Here is a 17,843-nt window from a genome sequence, read left to right as displayed (position 1 = left end):
TGACGACCAAGTGACCAAGAACATCGTGAATGTCGGCCGCATCGGCCGTTCGATCGCCGGCTTCGTCGCGATCGCCGCCGCCGCCACGCTGGCGGCCCAGACCGTCAGCGACGGGCAGGAGGTACCGGGTGCCAACCTGAACCTGCCGGGCAACCCGATCATCTTCGGGAAACTGGACCCCAATATTCGCAAGCCGACCGCGATCGTGAACGATACGGTGCTGACCGGCACCGATGTCGACCAGCGGATGGCGCTGATCGTCGCGCTGAACGATTTCAAGCTGAGCGACGCGGACCGCGAAGTGCTGCGCCAGCAGGTCGTGCGCCAGTTGATTGACGAGACGCTGCAGATCCAGCAGGCGAAAGCGAAGGACATCACCGTCACGCCGGCCGAGCTGGAGCAGAGCTTCAACCGGCTGGCCAAGCAGCGTTTCAACCAGACGCCGGAACAGCTGCGCGCCTATCTGCGGACCGTCGGGTCGTCGGATCGTTCGCTCCGGCGGCAGATCGAGGGCGAGCTGGCGTGGAGCCGGTTGCTGCGGCGGCAGGTAGAACCGTTCGTGAACGTCGGCGAGGAAGAAGTCGCCGCCGTCATCAAGCGCATGGAGGAATCCAAGGGCGCCGAAGAATTCAGCCTGCGCGAAATCTATATGAGCGCTACGCCCGATCGCGCCGCCGAGGTGCAGGCCGGCATGACCAAGATGATCGAGCAGATCCGGCAGGGTGCGCCGTTCGAATATTTCGCGCGTAATTTCTCCGAAGCATCGACCCGTGCGGTCGGTGGCGATCTGGGCTTCGTGCGGCTGAACATGCTGCCCGAACCGTTGCAGCGGGCCGCGCAACAGATGCAGGTCGGGCAGATCGCCGGACCCATCGAAGTGCCGGGCGGCTATTCGATCCTGTATCTGACCGACAAGCGGCAGGTGCTGACCGCCGATCCGCGCGACGCCAAGCTGGCGCTGCGGCAGTTGTTCCTGCCCTTCCCCGCCGGCACGACCGAAGCGCAGGCGAGCGCGAAGGTCGCGGCCTTCACCGAAGCGACGCAGACGATCCGCGGGTGCGGCGACGCGACCAAGATCGCGCAGACGCAAAAGGCGGAAATCGTCGACAACGACGCGGTGACCGTCCGCAGCCTGCCGCCGGCGTTGCAGGAAATCATCCTGAAACTGAACGTGGGACAGGCGACTCCGCCCTTCGGTTCGCCCAAGGACGGTGTGCGCGTGCTGGTGCTGTGCGGTCGCGAGGACCCACGCAACGGTGCCTTACCCAGTGCGGCGCAGATCCAGCAGGGCCTGGAGCAGGAACGCGTCAACCTGCGGGCGCAGCGCATGATGCGCGATCTGCGGCGGGACGCGGTGATCGAGTATCGCTGAGGCAGCGCGCGCGATGCGGGGAATAGCTCCTCTCGCCATATCGATGGGGGATCCCGCCGGGATCGGCCCGGAGGTGATCGCCAAGGCGTGGGAACGGCGCGACAGCGAGAAGCTGCCATGTTTCTTTGCCGTCGGTGACGTGCGCGCGGTATCGGCGGTGTGGAACGGGCCGGTCGAGCGGATCGACGACCCGCGCGATGCCGCAGACGTGTTTCGCCGTGCGCTGCCGGTCGTGTCGGTGGTCGACGACGAAGCGATCGTACCCGGACGGCCCGATATCGGCGGCGCGCGCTGTGCGTTGCAGTCGCTTGAACTGGCCGCCGGACTGGCGCGATCGGATGCGGTGTCGGGACTGGTGACGGCCCCGGTGTCCAAGGCCGACCTGTACCGGGTCGGTTTCGACTATCCGGGGCAGACCGAATTCGTCGCCGAACGATGCGGCGTGGCGCGCGAGAATGCGGTGATGATGCTCGCCGGCCCGACCTTGCGCGTGGTGCCGGTGACGATCCACGAACCATTGGCGGCCGTGCCACGGGTGCTGACGGTGGAACTGCTGCTCGCGCGGGCGCGGGTGACGGCGCGCGGCCTGATCCGCGATTTCGGGATCGGGGCACCGCGCCTTGCGCTGGCTGGACTCAATCCGCATGCCGGCGAAGGCGGCGCGATCGGACGCGAGGAGATCGACGTGATGATCCCCGCGGTCGAGCTATTGCGGGCCGAAGGGATCGATATCGTCGGGCCGCTGGCGGCCGACACCATGTTCCATCCCCGCGCGCGGGCGCGATACGATGCGGCGCTGTGCGCCTATCACGACCAGGCGCTGATCCCGATCAAGACGCTGCACTTCGACGACGGCGTCAACATTACGCTGGGCCTGCCGATCGTGCGGACCTCGCCCGATCATGGCACCGCCTTCGACATCGCCGGCCGGGACATGGCGGAGCCGGGCGCGATGATCGCCGCGATCCGGATGGCGGGCGAAGCCGCCGCCCGCCGGGCCGCCGCGTGAGCGTTGCTCCGGTCGGCGACCTGCCGCCACTGCGGGAGGTCATCAAGCGGCACCATCTGTCGGCGAACAAGGCGCTGGGGCAGAATTTCCTGTTCGATCAGCAATTGCTCGACCGGATTGCGCGCGTACCGGGTGACTTGCACGATCAGGACGTGCTGGAGGTCGGACCGGGGCCGGGCGGCCTGACCCGTGGGCTGTTGCTGGCCGGGGCGAAGGTGACCGCGATCGAGCGCGACCGGCGGTGCATTCCGGCACTCGAGGAACTGGGCGCGGCGTTTCCCGGACGCTTGCGCGTGATCGAAGGCGACGCCCTCGATGTCGATGCGCCGTCGCTGTTCGAGGGGCGGCCGCATATTGCGTCCAACCTGCCCTATAATGTCGGCACCGCGCTGTTCGTCGGCTGGCTGTCGGCGGCGTGGGAACCGTGGTGGCAAAGCCTGACGTTGATGTTCCAGCGCGAGGTGGCGGACCGGATCGTCGCCAGTGCCAATGACGACGCGTTCGGGCGGCTGGCCGTACTGGCGCAGTGGCGGAGTGCGGCGCGCATCGCGATGCCGGTGCATCGCAGCGCCTTCACTCCGCCGCCGAAGGTCATGTCGGCGGTGGTGCATGTCGTCCCGACCGATGCACCTGAAGGCGTTTTGCTCAAGACACTGGAACGCCTGACCGCCGCCGCATTTGGACAGCGACGCAAGATGTTGCGGCAGAGTTTGAAGTCAGTGCCGGGCGCGATCGACGCAGCGGAAGCGATCGGCATCGATCCGACGCGTCGCGCGGAAACGGTCAGCGTTGCGGAATTCGTGGCGATGGCGCGGGTGCTGGACGGTAGCCGAACCGGATAGCCGCCGAGCCTTACCGCTGGATCGCGTACCGGGCGCTCACACGGGCCTGCGTCTCGATCGCCTTGGGCGAAACGGCGATTTCCACCCTCGGACGCGCGTTAGCGAGGCTCATCGACCCAATATCGTCGGCCGAAATCGCCATGTCCATCTGCGCGTTCGGATCGTGCAACGCCAGCAATTCGCCAAGCCGGACGCCAGCACCGGCGGCCATCACCTCCGCCTTGGCGCGGGCGGCAGCGATCGCGGCGGCGGTTGCGCGGCGTTGTGCTTCCGCTGGATCGCGCAACGAGAACCCCTGTATCCGCGCATCCGCGCCCCCAGTCGGGCGACGGCACCGACGGCGGTCCCGGCCCGATCGACCGCACCCGTCCGCGCCGTGCCCTGCCAGATCGCGATGTATCCGGTAACGGCGCAATCCCCCTCACTCAGTCGGGGGCGGCTGTTATAACCGGTGAAATTCTCGCATTTGTCGGATCGGGCTTCGATTACGCTCACCTCCCCCGACGACAATTGCGCGCCACGCCCGAGCAACGCCGTCAACTCCGCGACGATCGCCCGCTGCTTCGTTGCCAGGGCCACGCTGGCGTCGTCGGCGGTCTTGCCCTCGCCGATGACGGAATAGGAGATGGTCGCCATGTCGGGCGGGGTGGATACGGTGCCGACACCAATCACCTGAATGAGCGACACCCGTTCATCGGCAGACTGGGCCATTGCAGGCGTCGCGGCCAGGCCCAGAAGCAGCATCATCGCATGTTGCATCGCATCTCTCCCCTGCGTTTTCGATGCCAAGCGCCGTACACGACCGCGCAAAGGCGATTACTGGTTCGTCGGAGCGACCTTGCCCGGCACCGGTACCGCCGATGGAGTCTGGAGCGCGGTCGCAGTCACCGGGGGACCCTTGGCGATGGACGCTGCCAGTTCGTCGCTCGCCGGGCAGGTAGCACCGCAGACGGTCTTCAGCTTTGCGAGCGTTTCGCGCGCCTTGGTGACAGCGCCCTTCTGGACCAGCGCCTCACCCTCGCCCTTCAGCGCGACGAGGTCATTGGGTTCGAGGCTCAGCGCTTCGCGATACAGGCGGATGGATTTTCCCGGCAATCCCTGCCCGCGTGCGATATCGGCCAGCGCGATATAGGCTGGCCGGTTGCGCGGATCGACGACAAGGGCGCTTTCGATCAGTCCGACCGCGCCCTCGATATTGCCGGATGCCTGTGCCGCGCGCCCCTGTTGCAGCAGAGCGGTCGAACGCGGGTCGATCTGGTTATCGGGACGCTGCCCGCTGAGCGACGTCGAAGCGCATACGAGCGCGAGCGCGGCAGCGACCGAAACCGAGGTGAACCGCATCAACTTCTCCGAACGCGACACAGCCTTATCCCCGACCGAGCCGTGCGACGAAGAAGCCGTCGGTTGAATCGGATGCCGGGGTCAGGCGCATTCCCTGACCGTGGACGCGCCCGCGCGGCAATGCAAGCGGCAGCGCGCGCCATTCGGGATTGCGCTTCAGAAAGCCATCGACCTGACCCGCCCCTTCGGCGTCGAGCAGCGAACAGACCACATAGGTGATCGTGCCGGTCGGCGACGTAAGGCCGGCGGCAATATCGAGCAACCGCTTCTGTGTCGCGACCACCCGGTCAAGCCTTTCGGGCGTCAGCCGCCAGCGCGCCTCCGGGTTGCGGCGCCACGTGCCGGTACCCGAACACGGGGCGTCGACCATCACCCAATCGGCCTGCCCGGCGACATCGGCCAGCATCGCCGTTTCCTTGCCCGGATCAAGCAGGCGGGGTTCGGCGATCGACACCCCGGCACGTGCGGCGCGGGGGGCAAGGCGCGACAGACGCGGGCGATCGGTATCGGTGGCAAGGATGCGCCCCTCCCCCGCCATCTGGGCAGCGATCGCCAGCGTCTTGCCGCCGCCACCGGCGCACAGGTCGATGGCGAAGCCACCCGGTTCGGCGCAGGCGGCGAGTGCGACGATCTGGCTACCGAAATCCTGGACTTCGGCACGTCCGTCGCGCAGCGCTTCGCTGGCTGGCAGCGTGTCGGCGGGCAGTCGGATCGCGTCGGGCAGGTCGGTCGCCAGCTCGCCACCCAGTTCGTCGAGCAACGTATCGCGATCGGTGCGCAGCCGGTTGACGCGGATGTCGAGCGGCGCGCGTTCCAGCAGCGCGGCAAGGTCGGCGTCGTTCAGCCCCGAGTTTCGCAGTGCATCGGCGAGCCATGCCGGGGCATAGGCGGGTTCGGCGCGGGGCTCCTCCGCAGCGATCGGCGCGGGGCCGTAGGACGAACCGTCGAACGTCGCGGCAAGATCCTGGTCGCTTTCGGCCAGTGTGACGATCGCGGCGCGAGCGTTGACCGGCACCGCACCGAACCGGCGGACCGCGTCATAAGCAAGCGTGCGGATCGCGCGCCGATCCTTCGACCCGGCATAGCGGCGCGCGGCGAAGAACCGTTTGGCGACCTGATCGCCCGCCGCGCCGCCGGTACGCGCGGCATCGAGGATCGCATCGACCAGATCGATCGCAGCCTGGGTACGTGCCGCCGGAGTCATGCGCTACTGTCCAGAAAAACCATGCCCGACGCTATCAACATAACCTAGATCAATCCAGTACGCGAAGACGCGGGCGTGGTGTCGGACGGTCAAACGCATGGCAGCGGGAAAGGGAACGGAAGGATGGAAAAGGCTGCGTGCCGCAATCGACACGCAGCCGGCGATCCTCAGCGCGTCGGGTAGTTCGGTGCTTCGCGGGTGATCGTCACATCATGGACATGGCTCTCGCGCAGACCCGCATTGGTGATGCGGACGAAACGGGCGCGCGCCTGCAGATCGGTGATGGTGTTCGATCCGGTATAGCCCATCGCCGCCTTCACCCCGCCGACCAGCTGGTGGATGACGTCCTTTGCCGGTCCCTTGAACGCAACCTGCCCCTCGATCCCTTCGGGTACCAGCTTCAGCTGATCCTTGATATCCTGCTGAAAATAGCGGTCGGCCGACCCCTTGGCCATCGCACCGACCGAGCCCATGCCGCGATAGCTTTTATAGGCGCGGCCCTGGTACAGGAAGGTTTCGCCGGGCGCTTCTTCGGTACCGGCGAGCAGCGATCCGATCATCACCGCCGATGCGCCGGCGGCGAGCGCCTTGGCAACGTCGCCTGAAGTGCGGATGCCGCCATCGGCGATGACCGGAACGCCCGTCCCCGCCGCCGCTTTCGCCGCGTCCATGACGGCGGTCAGCTGCGGCACGCCGACGCCGGCGACGACGCGCGTGGTGCAGATCGAACCCGGACCGATGCCGACCTTGATCCCGTCCGCGCCCGCATCGATCAGCGCGCGGGTCGCTTCGCCGGTCGCGACGTTGCCGGCGATGACCTGTACGTGCGGTGCGATCGCCTTCACGCGCTTCACCGCTTCGGCGACCTGCCGGTTATGGCCGTGCGCGGTGTCGATGACGATCAGGTCGCATTCGGCCGCGATCAGCGCCTCGGTCCGCTCATAGCCCTTATCCCCGACCGTGGTCGCGGCGGCGACGCGCAGGCGACCGGTCCCGTCCTTGGTCGCATTGGGATAGGTTACCGCCTTTTCGATATCCTTGACGGTAATGAGGCCGACACAGGCATAGTCGTCATCGACGACCAGCAGCTTTTCGATGCGACGATGATGCAGCTGGCGACGCGCCTCTTCCTGCGACACACCGATGCGGACCGTGGCGAGGTTCTCGTGCGTCATCAGTTCGGCGACGGGCTGGTTCGGGTTTTCGGCGAAGCGGACGTCGCGGTTGGTCAGGATACCGACCAGCTTGCCCGAACCCTCGACGACCGGAATACCGCTGATCCGGTGTCGCCCCATCAAAGCGCGCGCGGCCGAGAGCGGCGCGTCGGCGGTGATGGTGATAGGGTTGACGACCATGCCGCTTTCGAACCGCTTGACCGCGCGCACCGCCGCGACCTGTTCCTCGACGGTCAGGTTGCGGTGAAGCACACCGATCCCCCCCAGCTGCGCCATGACGATCGCCATGTCGGCTTCGGTCACCGTGTCCATGGCGGACGACAGGAACGGGATGTTGAGCGCCAGATCGCGCGCGACGCGGGTGCGCGGGTCAGCCTGGCTGGGCAGCACGTCCGATTCCTGCGGAACCAGCAGGACGTCGTCGAAGGTCAGGCCGAGGGTGATATCCATAACAGGCGTCGTCTCGTCTTCAGTTGGCGGGGTAGCGGATCGGGTCGGCAAGCGCGCGGGCGAGCGCGGCATGCAGGTCGGCATCCTCGGCAGCACCCGACAGGTCGAGATGCGCGAGGTCGTCGTTCGGTTTGTGATAGGGGCCGTCAAGATAGGCGAACAACTGCTTCATGTCGCTGACCGAACCGGTCGCCATGATCGCGGGAATGCCGCGCTTGCCGAACGCCCAGCCGTCCTGCCGCTGGATCATGATGTTCGCCTCGCTATCGGTATCGACCTTGCGGCCGAGCGAACGGGCGGTGGCGTCGACGATCGCGTCGATCTTCGGGTGATTGCCGCGACCGACGATCGCGACCGGCGTCCCGGTCGGGATGATCGCGGTCGTATCGATATTCAGGTTCGCGACGATCTTCAGCGGCGTTTCGGCGACGGCGGCGGCATAGGCGTCGGCACCAATCAACCCCTTCTCCTCTGCGGTCGTCGCGACGAAATAGATGCTGCGTTCGGGGCGAGGCCCTTTCGTCAGCGCGCGGGCGACCTCGATCAGGATCGCGGTGCCGCTGGCATTGTCCGCAGCGCCGTTACAGATGCGGTCGGGGGCACCCTCGGGCCGGCAGATGCCGATATGGTCCCAATGCGCCGACAGCAGAACGGCTTCGTTCGGGCGGGTCGTGCCGGGGATCATGCCGACGATGTTGGCGGTAGTGTAGCGATGGACGGTGCCGGTCGCGGCGATATCGATCGTCGCCGCCGTACGGACCGGGCGGAAATCCGCGGCGATGGCGGCCTTCCGCAGATCGGCCGCCGATCGCCCCAGCAGCGTTTCGGCGAGCGACGCGGGCACGACGCCGCTGAAATCGGGACGCTTGGCGGTGCCGGTGACGGTCGCGCTGGTGAAGCTGTGCGCGACATCGGTCCACGGTGCCTGCGCCGGCGCGATCAGCAGCACGCCGATCGCACCCGCCGCCAGCAACGCTGCGTTACGGTCGGCGGTCGGGACGGGCGGCGCATCGGGCGCGGTACCGCCGATGACGACCGCGATCGCGCCGTTCAGCGCCGTACCACGCATCTGCGCCGGATCGCCGCGCCCCACGAAGACGATCGGGGCACGCTGGATATCGGTCCTGGTGGACAGACCAAGTCCTGCGATCTGATCGGCGGTGAGCGGCATGGTACGGTCGCCCTGCCGAACGACGGCAGCGATCGTTTCCGCACGATATTCGGCGAGCGCGACTTCCTGCCGCCAGCGGCCATCGGGCGCGCCGGGCTTCAGGCCGGCGGCGGCAAAGGCCTGCAACACATAGGCTTCGGCCCGGTCACCGCCGGGCGTGCCGGGTTCGCGGCCTTCATAGGCGTCGCTGGCCAGCACCGCGACATGGTCGCGCAGCATTTGTGGCGTGATCTGCTGGGCGAGGGCCGACGAGCCGCTGCACAGCAGGGCGGCGAGTCCGAGGATCGGGCGGAGCGACATGCGCCCCACTATCGATCCGAAACGTGACGGGCAAGCGTCAACGCGCGCGTTCGATCAACCTTCGCGCCGTTTCGACGTGCATATCCTCGATCATCCGGTCGCGAAACCGCTCCGCCCCGCCGGTCGCGGCGGCGATCAGCGCCCGTGCTTCGTCCAGTTCGGCGGGACTGGGAGAGAAGGCGGCATTGGCAGCAGCGATCTGGCCGGGGTGGATCAGCGATTTCCCGTCGAAGCCGAGCGCGCGACCCTCCGCACATTCGCGTGCCAGCCCTTCGGCATCAGCGAGCGCGTTGAACACGCCGTCGATTGCCCAGCCGCCTGCCGCCCGCGCGGCGAGCACCACATTCTGCAATGCCAGCGTCATCGCCCCCCGCCCCGCATCCGGTGGCAGTCGCAAGGCGGCGGCAAGGTCGTTGGTGCCGATCATCAGCCCGACCACGCCGTGCGATGCGGCGATCTCCGCCGCCGCCAGCACGCCGCGCGGCGTTTCGATCATCGCCAGCATCGCGTTACCGGCAAGGGGGGTAAGGTCCGCGCCACATTCGACCTTCGGCACGACGATCAGCGGACCGGCGAGGTCCCGGATCGCCGCCAAATCGGCGGCGAAATGCTCGCTGTCGGGGGCGTTGACCCGAATGGCGGCACGCGGCCCGAGGCGGCCGATCGCCGCCGGCAACGCCGTGCGCGCCGCCGCCTTTTCATCCGCACGGACCGCATCTTCGAGGTCGAGGACGATCAGGTCGGCGGGCAGGCCGACTGCCTTCTCGATCATGCCAGGGCGCGCGGCGGGGACGAACAAAAGGCTGCGTGGCGCAAGGGGGATGGTGGGTTCCATGCGGGCGCTATGCTAGACCCGTCCCTGTCGAAGCAAGCGGGGATGAACGATGATAGTGGGCGTGATCGCGGCACTGGTCCTGATGGTGCTGCTCTACCTGTTCGCGAGCGTGAAGATCGTCACGCAAGGGCATCAATACACGATCGAACATTTCGGTCGCTTCACCGCGGTCGCCCGGCCCGGATTCAATTTCTACCCCGCCTTTTTTTATCGGGTCGGCCGCAAGGTGAACATGATGGAGCAGGTGATCGACATTCCGGGTCAGGAGATCATCACCCGCGACAATGCGATGGTGTCGACCGATGGCGTGGTGTTCTTCCAGGTGCTCGACCCGGCCAAGGCGGCCTATGAGGTGTCGGACCTGTATGTCGCGCTTCAGCAAATCACGACCACCAATCTGCGCACGGTGATGGGGTCGATGGACCTCGACGAGACGCTGTCGAAGCGCGACGAGATCAATGCCCGGTTGCTGGGGGTCGTCGACCACGCCACCAACCCGTGGGGCGTGAAGATCACCCGGGTCGAGATCAAGGACATTCGCCCGCCCGCCGACATCGTCAATGCGATGGGACGGCAGATGAAGGCCGAGCGGGAGAAGCGCGCGAACATCCTCGAAGCGGAAGGCACGCGCGCGTCCGAAATCCTGCGCGCCGAGGGCCAGAAACAGGCGCGCATTCTCGAAGCCGAAGGCCGGCGGGAGTCGGCCTTCCGCGACTCCGAAGCACGCGAACGTGCCGCCGAGGCCGAGGCGAAGGCCACGCAAGTGGTGAGCGACGCGATCAAGTCGGGCGGCACGCAGGCGATCAATTATTTCATCGCCCAGAAATATGTCGAGGCGGTCGGCAAGTTCGCGACCAGCCCCAATGCCAAGACGATCCTGTTCCCGGTCGAGGCGACGCAGTTGATCGGAACGCTGGGCGGGATCGGCCAGTTGGCGAAGGAAGCGCTGGGCGAAAACAAGGACGGAACGCCGGCACCCGCGCTAAGGGACCGACCGGTCGGTCCGTTCGAACCGCCCGCCCGATGATCGACGACGGCTATGGCTGGCTGTTGCTGGCGGCGGCGCTCGGTGCCGCCGAACTGGCGGTTCCGGGCGTATTCGTCGTGTTCGTGGCGATCGCGGCGGCGATCACCGGGCTGCTGGCGCTGCTGTTTCCTGCTCTGACACTGCCGGCCGAACTTGCGGTGTTCGGAGCGTGGAGCGTGGTGACGGTGCTGATCGGACGGCGCTGGTATGCCGAATATCCGGTCGACAGCGACGATCCGTTGCTGAACGATCGCGCGGCGCGGCTGATCGGGCAACAGGTCGTCGTGGTCGAGGCGATTGTAGGCGGCTGCGGCCGCGTGCGGGTCGGCGACAGCGAGTGGATCGCGCGCGGACCCGATCTGGCGGTGGGCCACCGCGTCCGGATCGTCGGGGTCAGCGGATCGACCCTGACGGTCGTGGCGGACGATTGACGCGCGGCGCCGGGGACGGGACAAGGCGGCGACACCTCGTTGACAAGGGATTGCCGATGGACCTGACCCGCCGCGACTGGATCGCCGGAGCCGCCGCGACGACGCTCGCCACCGCCCTGCCCGCCCGCGCGCAGAACGCGCCCGTCGCCGCCAGCGCCGCAGACGCGGCGGCCGAGGCGACGCTGTCGCGGATCGCCGAGGCGATGCTGGTCGATTCGCCCGAGTCCGCCAGCGGACTGGGCATCGATACCGGCGCGCGCGCGGCGCTGAAGGCGCGGCTGGGCGATCGGTCGGCCGCCGGACAGCACGCCGTCGCCGATCATCTGCGCGCGCATCTCGCGACGCTGAAGGCGATCGAACCTGCCAAGGTTTCGGCGGCGACCCGCACCGATATCGATGTCGTGCGGACCGCGTTCGAAACCGCGCTCGACGGGTTTGCCCTGCCCTATGGCGACGTCGCGGTCGGCGGATGGCGCAACACGCCCTATGTCGTGATCCAGAATGTCGGCGCGTATCTCGACGTGCCGCGCTCCCTCGACAGCGATCACAGCATCGCGACGAAGGCCGATGCCGATGCGTATCTGGCGCGGCTGGAAAGCTATGCGACGCAGTTGGATGGGGAGACGGTGCGGGTGCGGACCGCGTCGGCACGGGGCGTGGTGCCGCCCGACTTCCTGCTCGACAAGACGCTGAAGCAGATGACGCAATCGCTGGCAGGCGAACCGGCAGGCTGGGACGTGGTGACGTCGCTCACGCGGCGTACCCGGGACATTCCTGGCGACTGGAGCAATCAGGCGGCCGCCATCGCCCGCGACAAGGTCAAGCCGGCGCTGGAACGACAATTGGCAGCGATGCAGGACGACCGGAAGAAGGCGACCTCCGATGCCGGCATGTGGGCGCGGCCGGATGGTGACGCGTGGTATCGCTGGGGGCTGCGGGCATCGACCACGACCAACATGACGCCTGACGAGGTCCATGCGATGGGCCGCGACGAACTGGCACGGTTGCAGTCGCAGATGGACGTGATCCTGCAGGGGCTGGGCTATAGCAAGGGCAGCGTCGGCGCGCGGATGACGGCGCTCGGCAAGGACCCGCGCTTCATCTTTCCCGAAGGCGATGCCGGACGCGCGCAGATCATGGAATTGGTGCAGAACCGGCTGCGCGATATCCGCGCCCGGATGCCGCGCGCGTTCAACACGCTGGCACCGGGCAATGTCGAGGTCCGCCGCATCCCGCCGGTCGAGGAAGCGGGTGCGCCGGGTGCTTACGGCGGGGCCGGTTCGATCGACGGCAAGGTGCCGGGCAAGATGTGGATCAACCTGCGCACGACCGGCATCTGGACCCGCTATTCGTTGCCGACGCTGGTGTATCACGAAGCGATTCCCGGCCATGTCTGGCAAGGGGAATATAGCTTCCGCCTGCCGCTGATCCGCTCGCTGCTGCAGTTCAACGCCTTTTCGGAAGGATGGGCGCTCTATGCCGAGCAGCTGGGCGACGAACTTGGCGCGTATGAGGGCGATCCGGTCGGACGGCTCGGCTATCTCCAGTCGATCGCGTTCCGCGCGTGCCGGATGGTGGTCGATACCGGGCTGCACGCCAAACGCTGGACGCGACAGCAGGCAATTGATTGGTTCGCCAGCACCAATGGGTCGAGCGTCGACGAGGTAACCGGCGAGGTCGACCGCTATTGTTCGTGGCCGGGGCAGGCCTGCGGCTACAAGGTCGGCCATTCGGAGATCAACCGGCTGCGCGATCGGGCGAAGACCGCGCTTGGCGGACGCTATGACTTCAAGGCGTTCAACGATGCGGTCGTGCAGGGCGGCGGGGTGCCGATGACGGTGCTCGGGCGCAATGTCGATGCGTTCATCGCGGCGCGCCGGGGATAGGATCGGGCTGGTCGATGGCGAGACGCCGGCGCGGCAACGCTTCGGGCATCTCGTCGCGGATATAGGCCAGCATCCCCTCGCGTAGCGAACAGCGCAGGTCGAACGCGCGGGCGGCGTCGGAAGCGGTGGCGAGGATGCGGACCTCGATCGCGTCGGGCTTGGTATCGGTCACCTGCAACACATAGGCCCGCCCGTCCCAGAGCGGATCGCTCCTCACCAGTTCCTCGAACCGCGCGCGCAGGCGGGGAATGTTGGTCGTGGGGTCGAGCCAGAAGAACGCCGATCCCAGCAGCCCGCTGGTCGTGCGCGTCCAGTTCTGGAAACTCGATTCGAGGAATTTGGATACCGGGACGACGAGGCGTCGTTCATCCCAAATCTGCACGACGACATAGGTCAGGCGGATTTCCTCGATCCGGCCCCATTCATTCTCGATGATGACGACGTCGTCGATACGGATCGGTTCGGTGAATGCCATCTGCACGCCGGCGATGATGTTCTTGAGCGCGGGCTGCGCGGCGGCACCCACCGCGAGACCGGCGAGCCCCGCCGAGGCCATCAGCGTGACCCCGATCGATCGGATGCTGGGGATCGACAGCAGCATCAGACAGATGGTGATGAAGCCGATGGCGATCACCGCGATCCGTCCCAGGATGGCACTGCGCGTCCGCCGCCGCCGCGCGCGCAGATTGTCGGCGACGGTGATGTCGGTCGCGATCTCGATCGCTTTTACCGACGCGCGGATCATCGCGATCGCGAACCATCCCATCAGCAGCGGCACGGCGAGGCCGGCGACCTGCGTCCACAGATCGTCCCAGCGTTCGGGAAGGCGTAGCGGCCGGCGGACACTGGCCAACACCATGGCGATCAGGATCCAGCGCATCGGCCGCCACGCATGGTCGACATAGACGTCGTCGACCGACCCCGGCGTGCGCTGCGCGAACCGCTGCAGCAACCGGAACACGGCGGCATGCAACAACAGGGCCGCCAATACCGATATCGCGACGGTGGCGAGATCGGCGGCGGCCGGGGGCAGCGTGTTCAGAAACCGTTGTACGTCGCGCATGGACGGGCAACCTTTTGCGCCGCAGCATGTTCCGGGCACCCGCTGAACGGAGCCGCGACGCTTGGCTTTCGCGACCCGACCGGCTAGGTTGTCGCCCAACCGAAACATTCCTCGAAAGCATCGAACTTTGACAGACGCGACGCTGATCGCCGACCCATCCGATATCGCCCCCATCTCGATCGTGGACGAGATGCGGTCGAGCTATCTCGACTATGCGATGAGCGTCATCGTATCGCGCGCCTTGCCCGACGTGCGCGACGGGTTGAAGCCGGTCCATCGCCGCATCCTGTTCTCGGCACAGGAAAGCGGCTTCGTTCCCGGCAAGGCGTATCGCAAGTCGGCGCGTATCGTCGGCGACGTGATGGGTAAATATCACCCGCACGGCGACACCGCGATCTACGACGCCCTCGCGCGCATGGCACAGCCATGGTCGATGCGGCTGCCGCTGATCGACGGTCAGGGCAATTTCGGTTCGATGGACCCCGATCCGCCCGCCGCGATGCGCTATACCGAGGCGCGGCTTGCCAAGTCGGCGATGGCGCTGCTCGACGATCTCGACAAGGATACGGTCGATTTCGTGCCGAACTATGACGGGTCGGAGCGCGAGCCTGCCGTCTTGCCGGCGCGTTTCCCGAACCTGCTGGTCAACGGGGCGGGCGGCATTGCGGTCGGTATGGCGACCAACGTCCCGCCGCACAATCTGGGCGAAGTGGTCGACGCCTGCCTCGCCACGATCGACCGCCGGGTCGAGGGTGGCGAGCCGCTCACCCACGAAGAGTTGTGCGAGATCGTGCCGGGACCGGATTTCCCGACCGGCGCGCTGATGCTTGGCCGGGCCGGTGCGCGCGCTGCCTATGCCGGCGGGCGCGGGTCGATCATCCTGCGGTCGCGCCACACGGTCGAGGCGCGGGGTGAACGGCGGTCGATCGTCCTGACCGAAATCCCGTTCCAGGTCGGCAAGTCGGGTCTGGTCGAGAAGATCGCCGAGGCCGCCAAGGACAAGCGGATCGAAGGCGTCAGCGACATTCGCGACGAGTCGAACCGTGAAGGTGTGCGGATCGTCATCGATCTGAAGCGCGATGCCACCCCCGATGTCGTGCTGAACCAGTTGTGGCGGCACACGCCGGCGCAGTCGAGCTTCGCCGCGAACATGCTGGCGATCCGTGGCGGTCGGCCCGAACTGCTCAACCTTGCCCAGATCATAGACGCGTTCGTCGGCTTTCGTGAGGAGGTCATCACCCGGCGGTCGAAATATGAGCTGGCGAAGGCGCGCGAGCGGGCGCACCTGTTGCTCGGCCTGGTCATCGCGGTCACCAATCTCGACGAAGTGGTGCGGATCATCCGTGGGTCGGACAGCCCCGCCGCCGCCCGCGCCGCATTGCTGGCACGCGAATGGCCGGTCGCCGAAATCGCGCCCTATCTGAAGCTGGTCGAGGCGGTTGAGGCCGACCTGACCGGCGACGTGTATCGGCTGTCCGATCTGCAGGTTCGCGCAATTCTCGACCTGCGCCTGCATCGCCTGACGGCACTTGGCCGCGATGAGATCGGCGACGAACTCAAGACGCTGGCCGGGTCGATCAGCCATCTGCTCGAAATCCTCGGCAACCGGGGCATGCTCTATGCGGTGATGCGGCAGGAGCTGGTCGAAATCCGCGCGGAATTCGCGACGCCGCGCCGGACCGAAATTGCCGGAGCCGCCGACGGGATCGACGACGAGGATCTGATCGAGCGCGAGGAGATGGTCGTCACCGTCACGGTGCAGGGCTATATCAAGCGCACCCCGCTCGATGCGTTCCGTGCGCAGAAGCGCGGCGGCAAGGGCCGCGCGGGCATGACGACCAAGGACGAGGACGCGATCACGAATCTGTTCGTGACCAGCACCCATACCCCGGTGCTATTCTTCTCGACCGCCGGCAAGGTGTACCGCATGAAGGTGTGGCGCCTGCCCGAAGGTGGGCCGGCGACGCGCGGACGGCCGATGGTGAACCTGCTGCCGCTGGCGGCCGGTGAGACGATCTCGACCGTGCTGCCGTTGCCCGAGGACGAGGAACGCTGGGCCGACCTGCACGTGATGTTCGCGACCGCGAACGGCACGGTGCGGCGCAATTCGATGGACGCGTTCGCCAACGTGCCCACCGCGGGCAAGATCGCGATGCGCTTCGATGATGACAGCGACGATCGCCTGATCGGCGTGGCGCTGCTGACCGAGACCGACGACGTGCTGCTTGCGACCAAGGCCGGCAAGGCGATCCGGTTCAGCGCGACCGACGTGCGCGAGTTCCAGAGCCGCACCTCGACCGGGGTGCGCGGGATCGCGCTGGGCAAGGATGACGAGGTCATCTCGCTATCGATTCTCGGCGGGTTCGAAGCGAGCGCCGACGAGCGTGAGGCGTATCTGAAGGCCGCACCGTGGAAGGAAGGCGACCGCGAGGTCACGCTGTCGGCCGAACGCATGGCCGAGTTCGAGGCGGCGGAGGAGTTCATTCTCACCGTCACTGCCAATGGCTTTGGCAAGCGCACCTCGGCCTATGAATATCGTCGGACCAATCGCGGTGGTCAGGGGATCACCAACATCGTCACTTCCGACCGCAACGGCCCGGTCGTGGCGAGCTTCCCGGCGCATAATGGCGAACAGCTGATGCTGGTGACCGATCAGGCCAAGCTGATCCGTACCACCGTCGGCGACATCCGCGTCGCCGGCCGCAATACGCAGGGGATCACCATCTTCCGCGTCGGGATGGGCGAACAGGTCGTGTCGGCGGCGAAGATCGACGAGGACGAGAACCCCGAAAACGAGGCCGAAGCGATCGTCGCCGAGGAACGCACCGCAATGCCGCCGATCGAAGGCGATATCGTCCTCGACGACGGCACCGGTCCGGCGACGATCAGCGAGAAGGATATCGAGGAATGACCGCCGTGACCGCCTTCAAGGTGCTGACCGCCGGGCAGATGGCGGCGCTGGAGACGGGCAGCTTCGACGGGGCACCGGTCGATCTGGCCGATGGCTATATCCACCTGTCGACCTTCGAACAGTTGACCGAAACGGTCGACAAGCACTTCGCCGGGCAGGACGATCTGCATGTGGCGGAGGTCGATCTGGACGCGCTGGGCGAGGCGGTGAAGTGGGAGCCTTCGCGCGGCGGGCAGTTGTTCCCGCATGTGTATGGGCCGTTGCCGCTGAACGTCGTGGTGGCGTACGGGCCGCTGCACCGGGATGATGCGGGTCAGGTGCGACGGCCGGTTACCGGCTAATTCCTCCCCGCGCCGGGGAGAAATTACGCGTAAAGTTCCACGACCTCCGCCCCCTGCCCGACCGCTGCGAGCAATAAGGTCCGGTGGCAATGCGCCGGTTCGCGCTCGAAGCACAACAGGGCCGACGGCATTTCGGCAGCCAGCCCGAGCATGATCGCTGCCTGCGCCTGCGCTTCGGGTAGTTCGAGCTGTTCGTCATACACCGCACGAAGCGTGGCGACGTCGCCCTTCTTCGCGGCGTCGCGCCCGCGCTTCGGCGTGCCGAGCGCCTTCAGATGCACATAATCGATCGCGTGCGTCGACAGTTCGGCCGCGAGCGACGATTTCGAAAAGCCCGGCCGTCGCGACAGGGGCAACGCGCGCACGTCGATGACCCGCCGCACTCCCGCCGCCTGCAACGCCGCCACGAATTCGGCCATGGTTACCGCCTCATAGCCGATGGTGTAGATTTTCATGCGCCTTCCCTTCGTCGTACGCCACCAACG

General features: G+C 66.9%; 17 protein-coding genes. 8 read left to right on the top strand and 9 right to left on the bottom strand.

Annotated features, from left to right (window positions below; genetic code table 11):
• The first annotated feature begins 10 nt into the window (after window positions 1–10).
• From ASE90_RS17200 to rsmA, 3 genes are read left to right on the top strand one after another with little or no spacing between them, the layout of a single operon-like run.
• On the top strand, window positions 11–1,372 hold the full coding sequence (locus ASE90_RS17200; RefSeq protein WP_235531927.1) for a peptidylprolyl isomerase: 1,362 nt from the start codon (window positions 11–13) through the stop codon (window positions 1,370–1,372).
• Window positions 1,373–1,385: 13 nt separating this feature from the next.
• Window positions 1,386–2,381, top strand: a complete 996-nt coding sequence (pdxA, locus tag ASE90_RS17195; protein WP_082449909.1) for a 4-hydroxythreonine-4-phosphate dehydrogenase PdxA — start codon at window positions 1,386–1,388, stop codon at window positions 2,379–2,381.
• Complete coding sequence (gene rsmA, locus ASE90_RS17190; RefSeq protein ID WP_235531925.1) at window positions 2,378–3,223, top strand: 16S rRNA (adenine(1518)-N(6)/adenine(1519)-N(6))-dimethyltransferase RsmA; 846 nt, start codon at window positions 2,378–2,380, stop codon at window positions 3,221–3,223. The genes pdxA and rsmA overlap by 4 nt, the downstream gene beginning before the upstream one ends.
• A 10-nt stretch (window positions 3,224–3,233) precedes the next feature.
• Here rsmA and ASE90_RS20905 read toward each other — a convergent pair whose 3' ends face one another.
• From ASE90_RS20905 to ASE90_RS17155, 7 genes are all read right to left on the bottom strand, one after another.
• Window positions 3,234–3,509: an SIMPL domain-containing protein gene (locus ASE90_RS20905; protein WP_162235111.1), complete on the bottom strand. Its 276-nt coding sequence runs from the start codon at window positions 3,507–3,509 to the stop codon at window positions 3,234–3,236.
• Entirely contained in the window at window positions 3,434–3,970 is a 537-nt protein-coding gene (locus ASE90_RS20900; protein ID WP_268795028.1) for an SIMPL domain-containing protein, read from the bottom strand. The genes ASE90_RS20905 and ASE90_RS20900 overlap by 76 nt, the downstream gene beginning before the upstream one ends.
• A gap of 69 nt (window positions 3,971–4,039) precedes the next feature.
• Window positions 4,040–4,564, bottom strand: coding sequence for a tetratricopeptide repeat protein (locus ASE90_RS17175; protein ID WP_056003735.1), 525 nt, complete (start codon window positions 4,562–4,564; stop codon window positions 4,040–4,042).
• Between the two features lie 25 nt (window positions 4,565–4,589).
• Window positions 4,590–5,768 (bottom strand): RsmB/NOP family class I SAM-dependent RNA methyltransferase, encoded by a 1,179-nt coding sequence (locus ASE90_RS17170; protein WP_056003733.1) that lies wholly within the window; start codon window positions 5,766–5,768, stop codon window positions 4,590–4,592.
• A 167-nt stretch (window positions 5,769–5,935) separates the two neighbouring features.
• Entirely contained in the window at window positions 5,936–7,393 is a 1,458-nt protein-coding gene (guaB, locus tag ASE90_RS17165; RefSeq protein ID WP_056003730.1) for an IMP dehydrogenase, read from the bottom strand.
• Window positions 7,394–7,412: 19 nt separating this feature from the next.
• Complete coding sequence (locus ASE90_RS17160; protein ID WP_056003727.1) at window positions 7,413–8,864, bottom strand: M20/M25/M40 family metallo-hydrolase; 1,452 nt, start codon at window positions 8,862–8,864, stop codon at window positions 7,413–7,415.
• Between the two features lie 37 nt (window positions 8,865–8,901).
• On the bottom strand, window positions 8,902–9,699 hold the full coding sequence (locus tag ASE90_RS17155; RefSeq protein ID WP_056003724.1) for an HpcH/HpaI aldolase/citrate lyase family protein: 798 nt from the start codon (window positions 9,697–9,699) through the stop codon (window positions 8,902–8,904).
• Window positions 9,700–9,748: 49 nt separating this feature from the next.
• Between ASE90_RS17155 and ASE90_RS17150 the strand changes: the two genes are divergently transcribed.
• The 3 genes from ASE90_RS17150 to ASE90_RS17140 are packed head-to-tail and all read left to right on the top strand — an operon-like array spanning window position 9,749 to window position 13,043.
• Complete coding sequence (locus ASE90_RS17150; RefSeq protein ID WP_056003721.1) at window positions 9,749–10,726, top strand: SPFH domain-containing protein; 978 nt, start codon at window positions 9,749–9,751, stop codon at window positions 10,724–10,726.
• Entirely contained in the window at window positions 10,723–11,157 is a 435-nt protein-coding gene (locus tag ASE90_RS17145) for an NfeD family protein (RefSeq protein WP_056003719.1), read from the top strand. Before ASE90_RS17150 ends, ASE90_RS17145 begins: the two co-directional genes overlap by 4 nt.
• A 56-nt stretch (window positions 11,158–11,213) precedes the next feature.
• Window positions 11,214–13,043, top strand: coding sequence for a DUF885 domain-containing protein (locus tag ASE90_RS17140; RefSeq protein WP_056003717.1), 1,830 nt, complete (start codon window positions 11,214–11,216; stop codon window positions 13,041–13,043).
• Here ASE90_RS17140 and ASE90_RS17135 read toward each other — a convergent pair.
• Complete coding sequence (locus tag ASE90_RS17135; protein WP_056003715.1) at window positions 13,021–14,106, bottom strand: mechanosensitive ion channel family protein; 1,086 nt, start codon at window positions 14,104–14,106, stop codon at window positions 13,021–13,023. The two genes, ASE90_RS17140 and ASE90_RS17135, sit on opposite strands and share 23 nt — an antisense overlap.
• Before the next feature lie 127 nt (window positions 14,107–14,233).
• Here ASE90_RS17135 and gyrA point away from each other — a divergent pair, with 127 nt between their 5' ends.
• Together gyrA and ASE90_RS17125 are read left to right on the top strand one after the other, a co-directional pair.
• Window positions 14,234–17,017 (top strand): DNA gyrase subunit A, encoded by a 2,784-nt coding sequence (gyrA, locus tag ASE90_RS17130; protein ID WP_056003712.1) that lies wholly within the window; start codon window positions 14,234–14,236, stop codon window positions 17,015–17,017.
• A complete protein-coding gene (locus tag ASE90_RS17125; RefSeq protein ID WP_056003709.1) occupies window positions 17,014–17,358 on the top strand; it encodes a DUF952 domain-containing protein in 345 nt (114 codons plus the stop codon). Before gyrA ends, ASE90_RS17125 begins: the two co-directional genes overlap by 4 nt.
• Before the next feature lie 23 nt (window positions 17,359–17,381).
• On the opposite strand, the gene ASE90_RS17120 is transcribed toward ASE90_RS17125, so the two are convergent.
• On the bottom strand, window positions 17,382–17,813 hold the full coding sequence (locus ASE90_RS17120) for a DUF488 family protein (RefSeq protein WP_056003706.1): 432 nt from the start codon (window positions 17,811–17,813) through the stop codon (window positions 17,382–17,384).
• Window positions 17,814–17,843: the final 30 nt, after the last annotated feature.

This window comes from Sphingomonas sp. Leaf67 (assembly GCF_001421965.1).
GTDB lineage: Bacteria > Pseudomonadota > Alphaproteobacteria > Sphingomonadales > Sphingomonadaceae > Sphingomonas.
This window is presented reverse-complemented; position numbering and strand designations above follow the sequence as displayed.

Coding starts and splice junctions, on each gene's coding strand:
- pdxA (WP_082449909.1), top strand. CDS start 1,386: ATGCGGGGAATAGCTCCTCTCGCCATATCGATGGGGGATCCCGCCGGG.
- ASE90_RS20900 (WP_268795028.1), bottom strand. CDS start 3,970: ATGATGCTGCTTCTGGGCCTGGCCGCGACGCCTGCAATGGCCCAGTCT.
- ASE90_RS17175 (WP_056003735.1), bottom strand. CDS start 4,564: ATGCGGTTCACCTCGGTTTCGGTCGCTGCCGCGCTCGCGCTCGTATGC.
- ASE90_RS17170 (WP_056003733.1), bottom strand. CDS start 5,768: ATGACTCCGGCGGCACGTACCCAGGCTGCGATCGATCTGGTCGATGCG.
- guaB (WP_056003730.1), bottom strand. CDS start 7,393: ATGGATATCACCCTCGGCCTGACCTTCGACGACGTCCTGCTGGTTCCG.
- ASE90_RS17160 (WP_056003727.1), bottom strand. CDS start 8,864: ATGTCGCTCCGCCCGATCCTCGGACTCGCCGCCCTGCTGTGCAGCGGC.
- ASE90_RS17155 (WP_056003724.1), bottom strand. CDS start 9,699: ATGGAACCCACCATCCCCCTTGCGCCACGCAGCCTTTTGTTCGTCCCC.
- ASE90_RS17150 (WP_056003721.1), top strand. CDS start 9,749: ATGATAGTGGGCGTGATCGCGGCACTGGTCCTGATGGTGCTGCTCTAC.
- ASE90_RS17145 (WP_056003719.1), top strand. CDS start 10,723: ATGATCGACGACGGCTATGGCTGGCTGTTGCTGGCGGCGGCGCTCGGT.
- ASE90_RS17140 (WP_056003717.1), top strand. CDS start 11,214: ATGGACCTGACCCGCCGCGACTGGATCGCCGGAGCCGCCGCGACGACG.
- ASE90_RS17135 (WP_056003715.1), bottom strand. CDS start 14,106: ATGCGCGACGTACAACGGTTTCTGAACACGCTGCCCCCGGCCGCCGCC.
- ASE90_RS17125 (WP_056003709.1), top strand. CDS start 17,014: ATGACCGCCGTGACCGCCTTCAAGGTGCTGACCGCCGGGCAGATGGCG.
- ASE90_RS17120 (WP_056003706.1), bottom strand. CDS start 17,813: ATGAAAATCTACACCATCGGCTATGAGGCGGTAACCATGGCCGAATTC.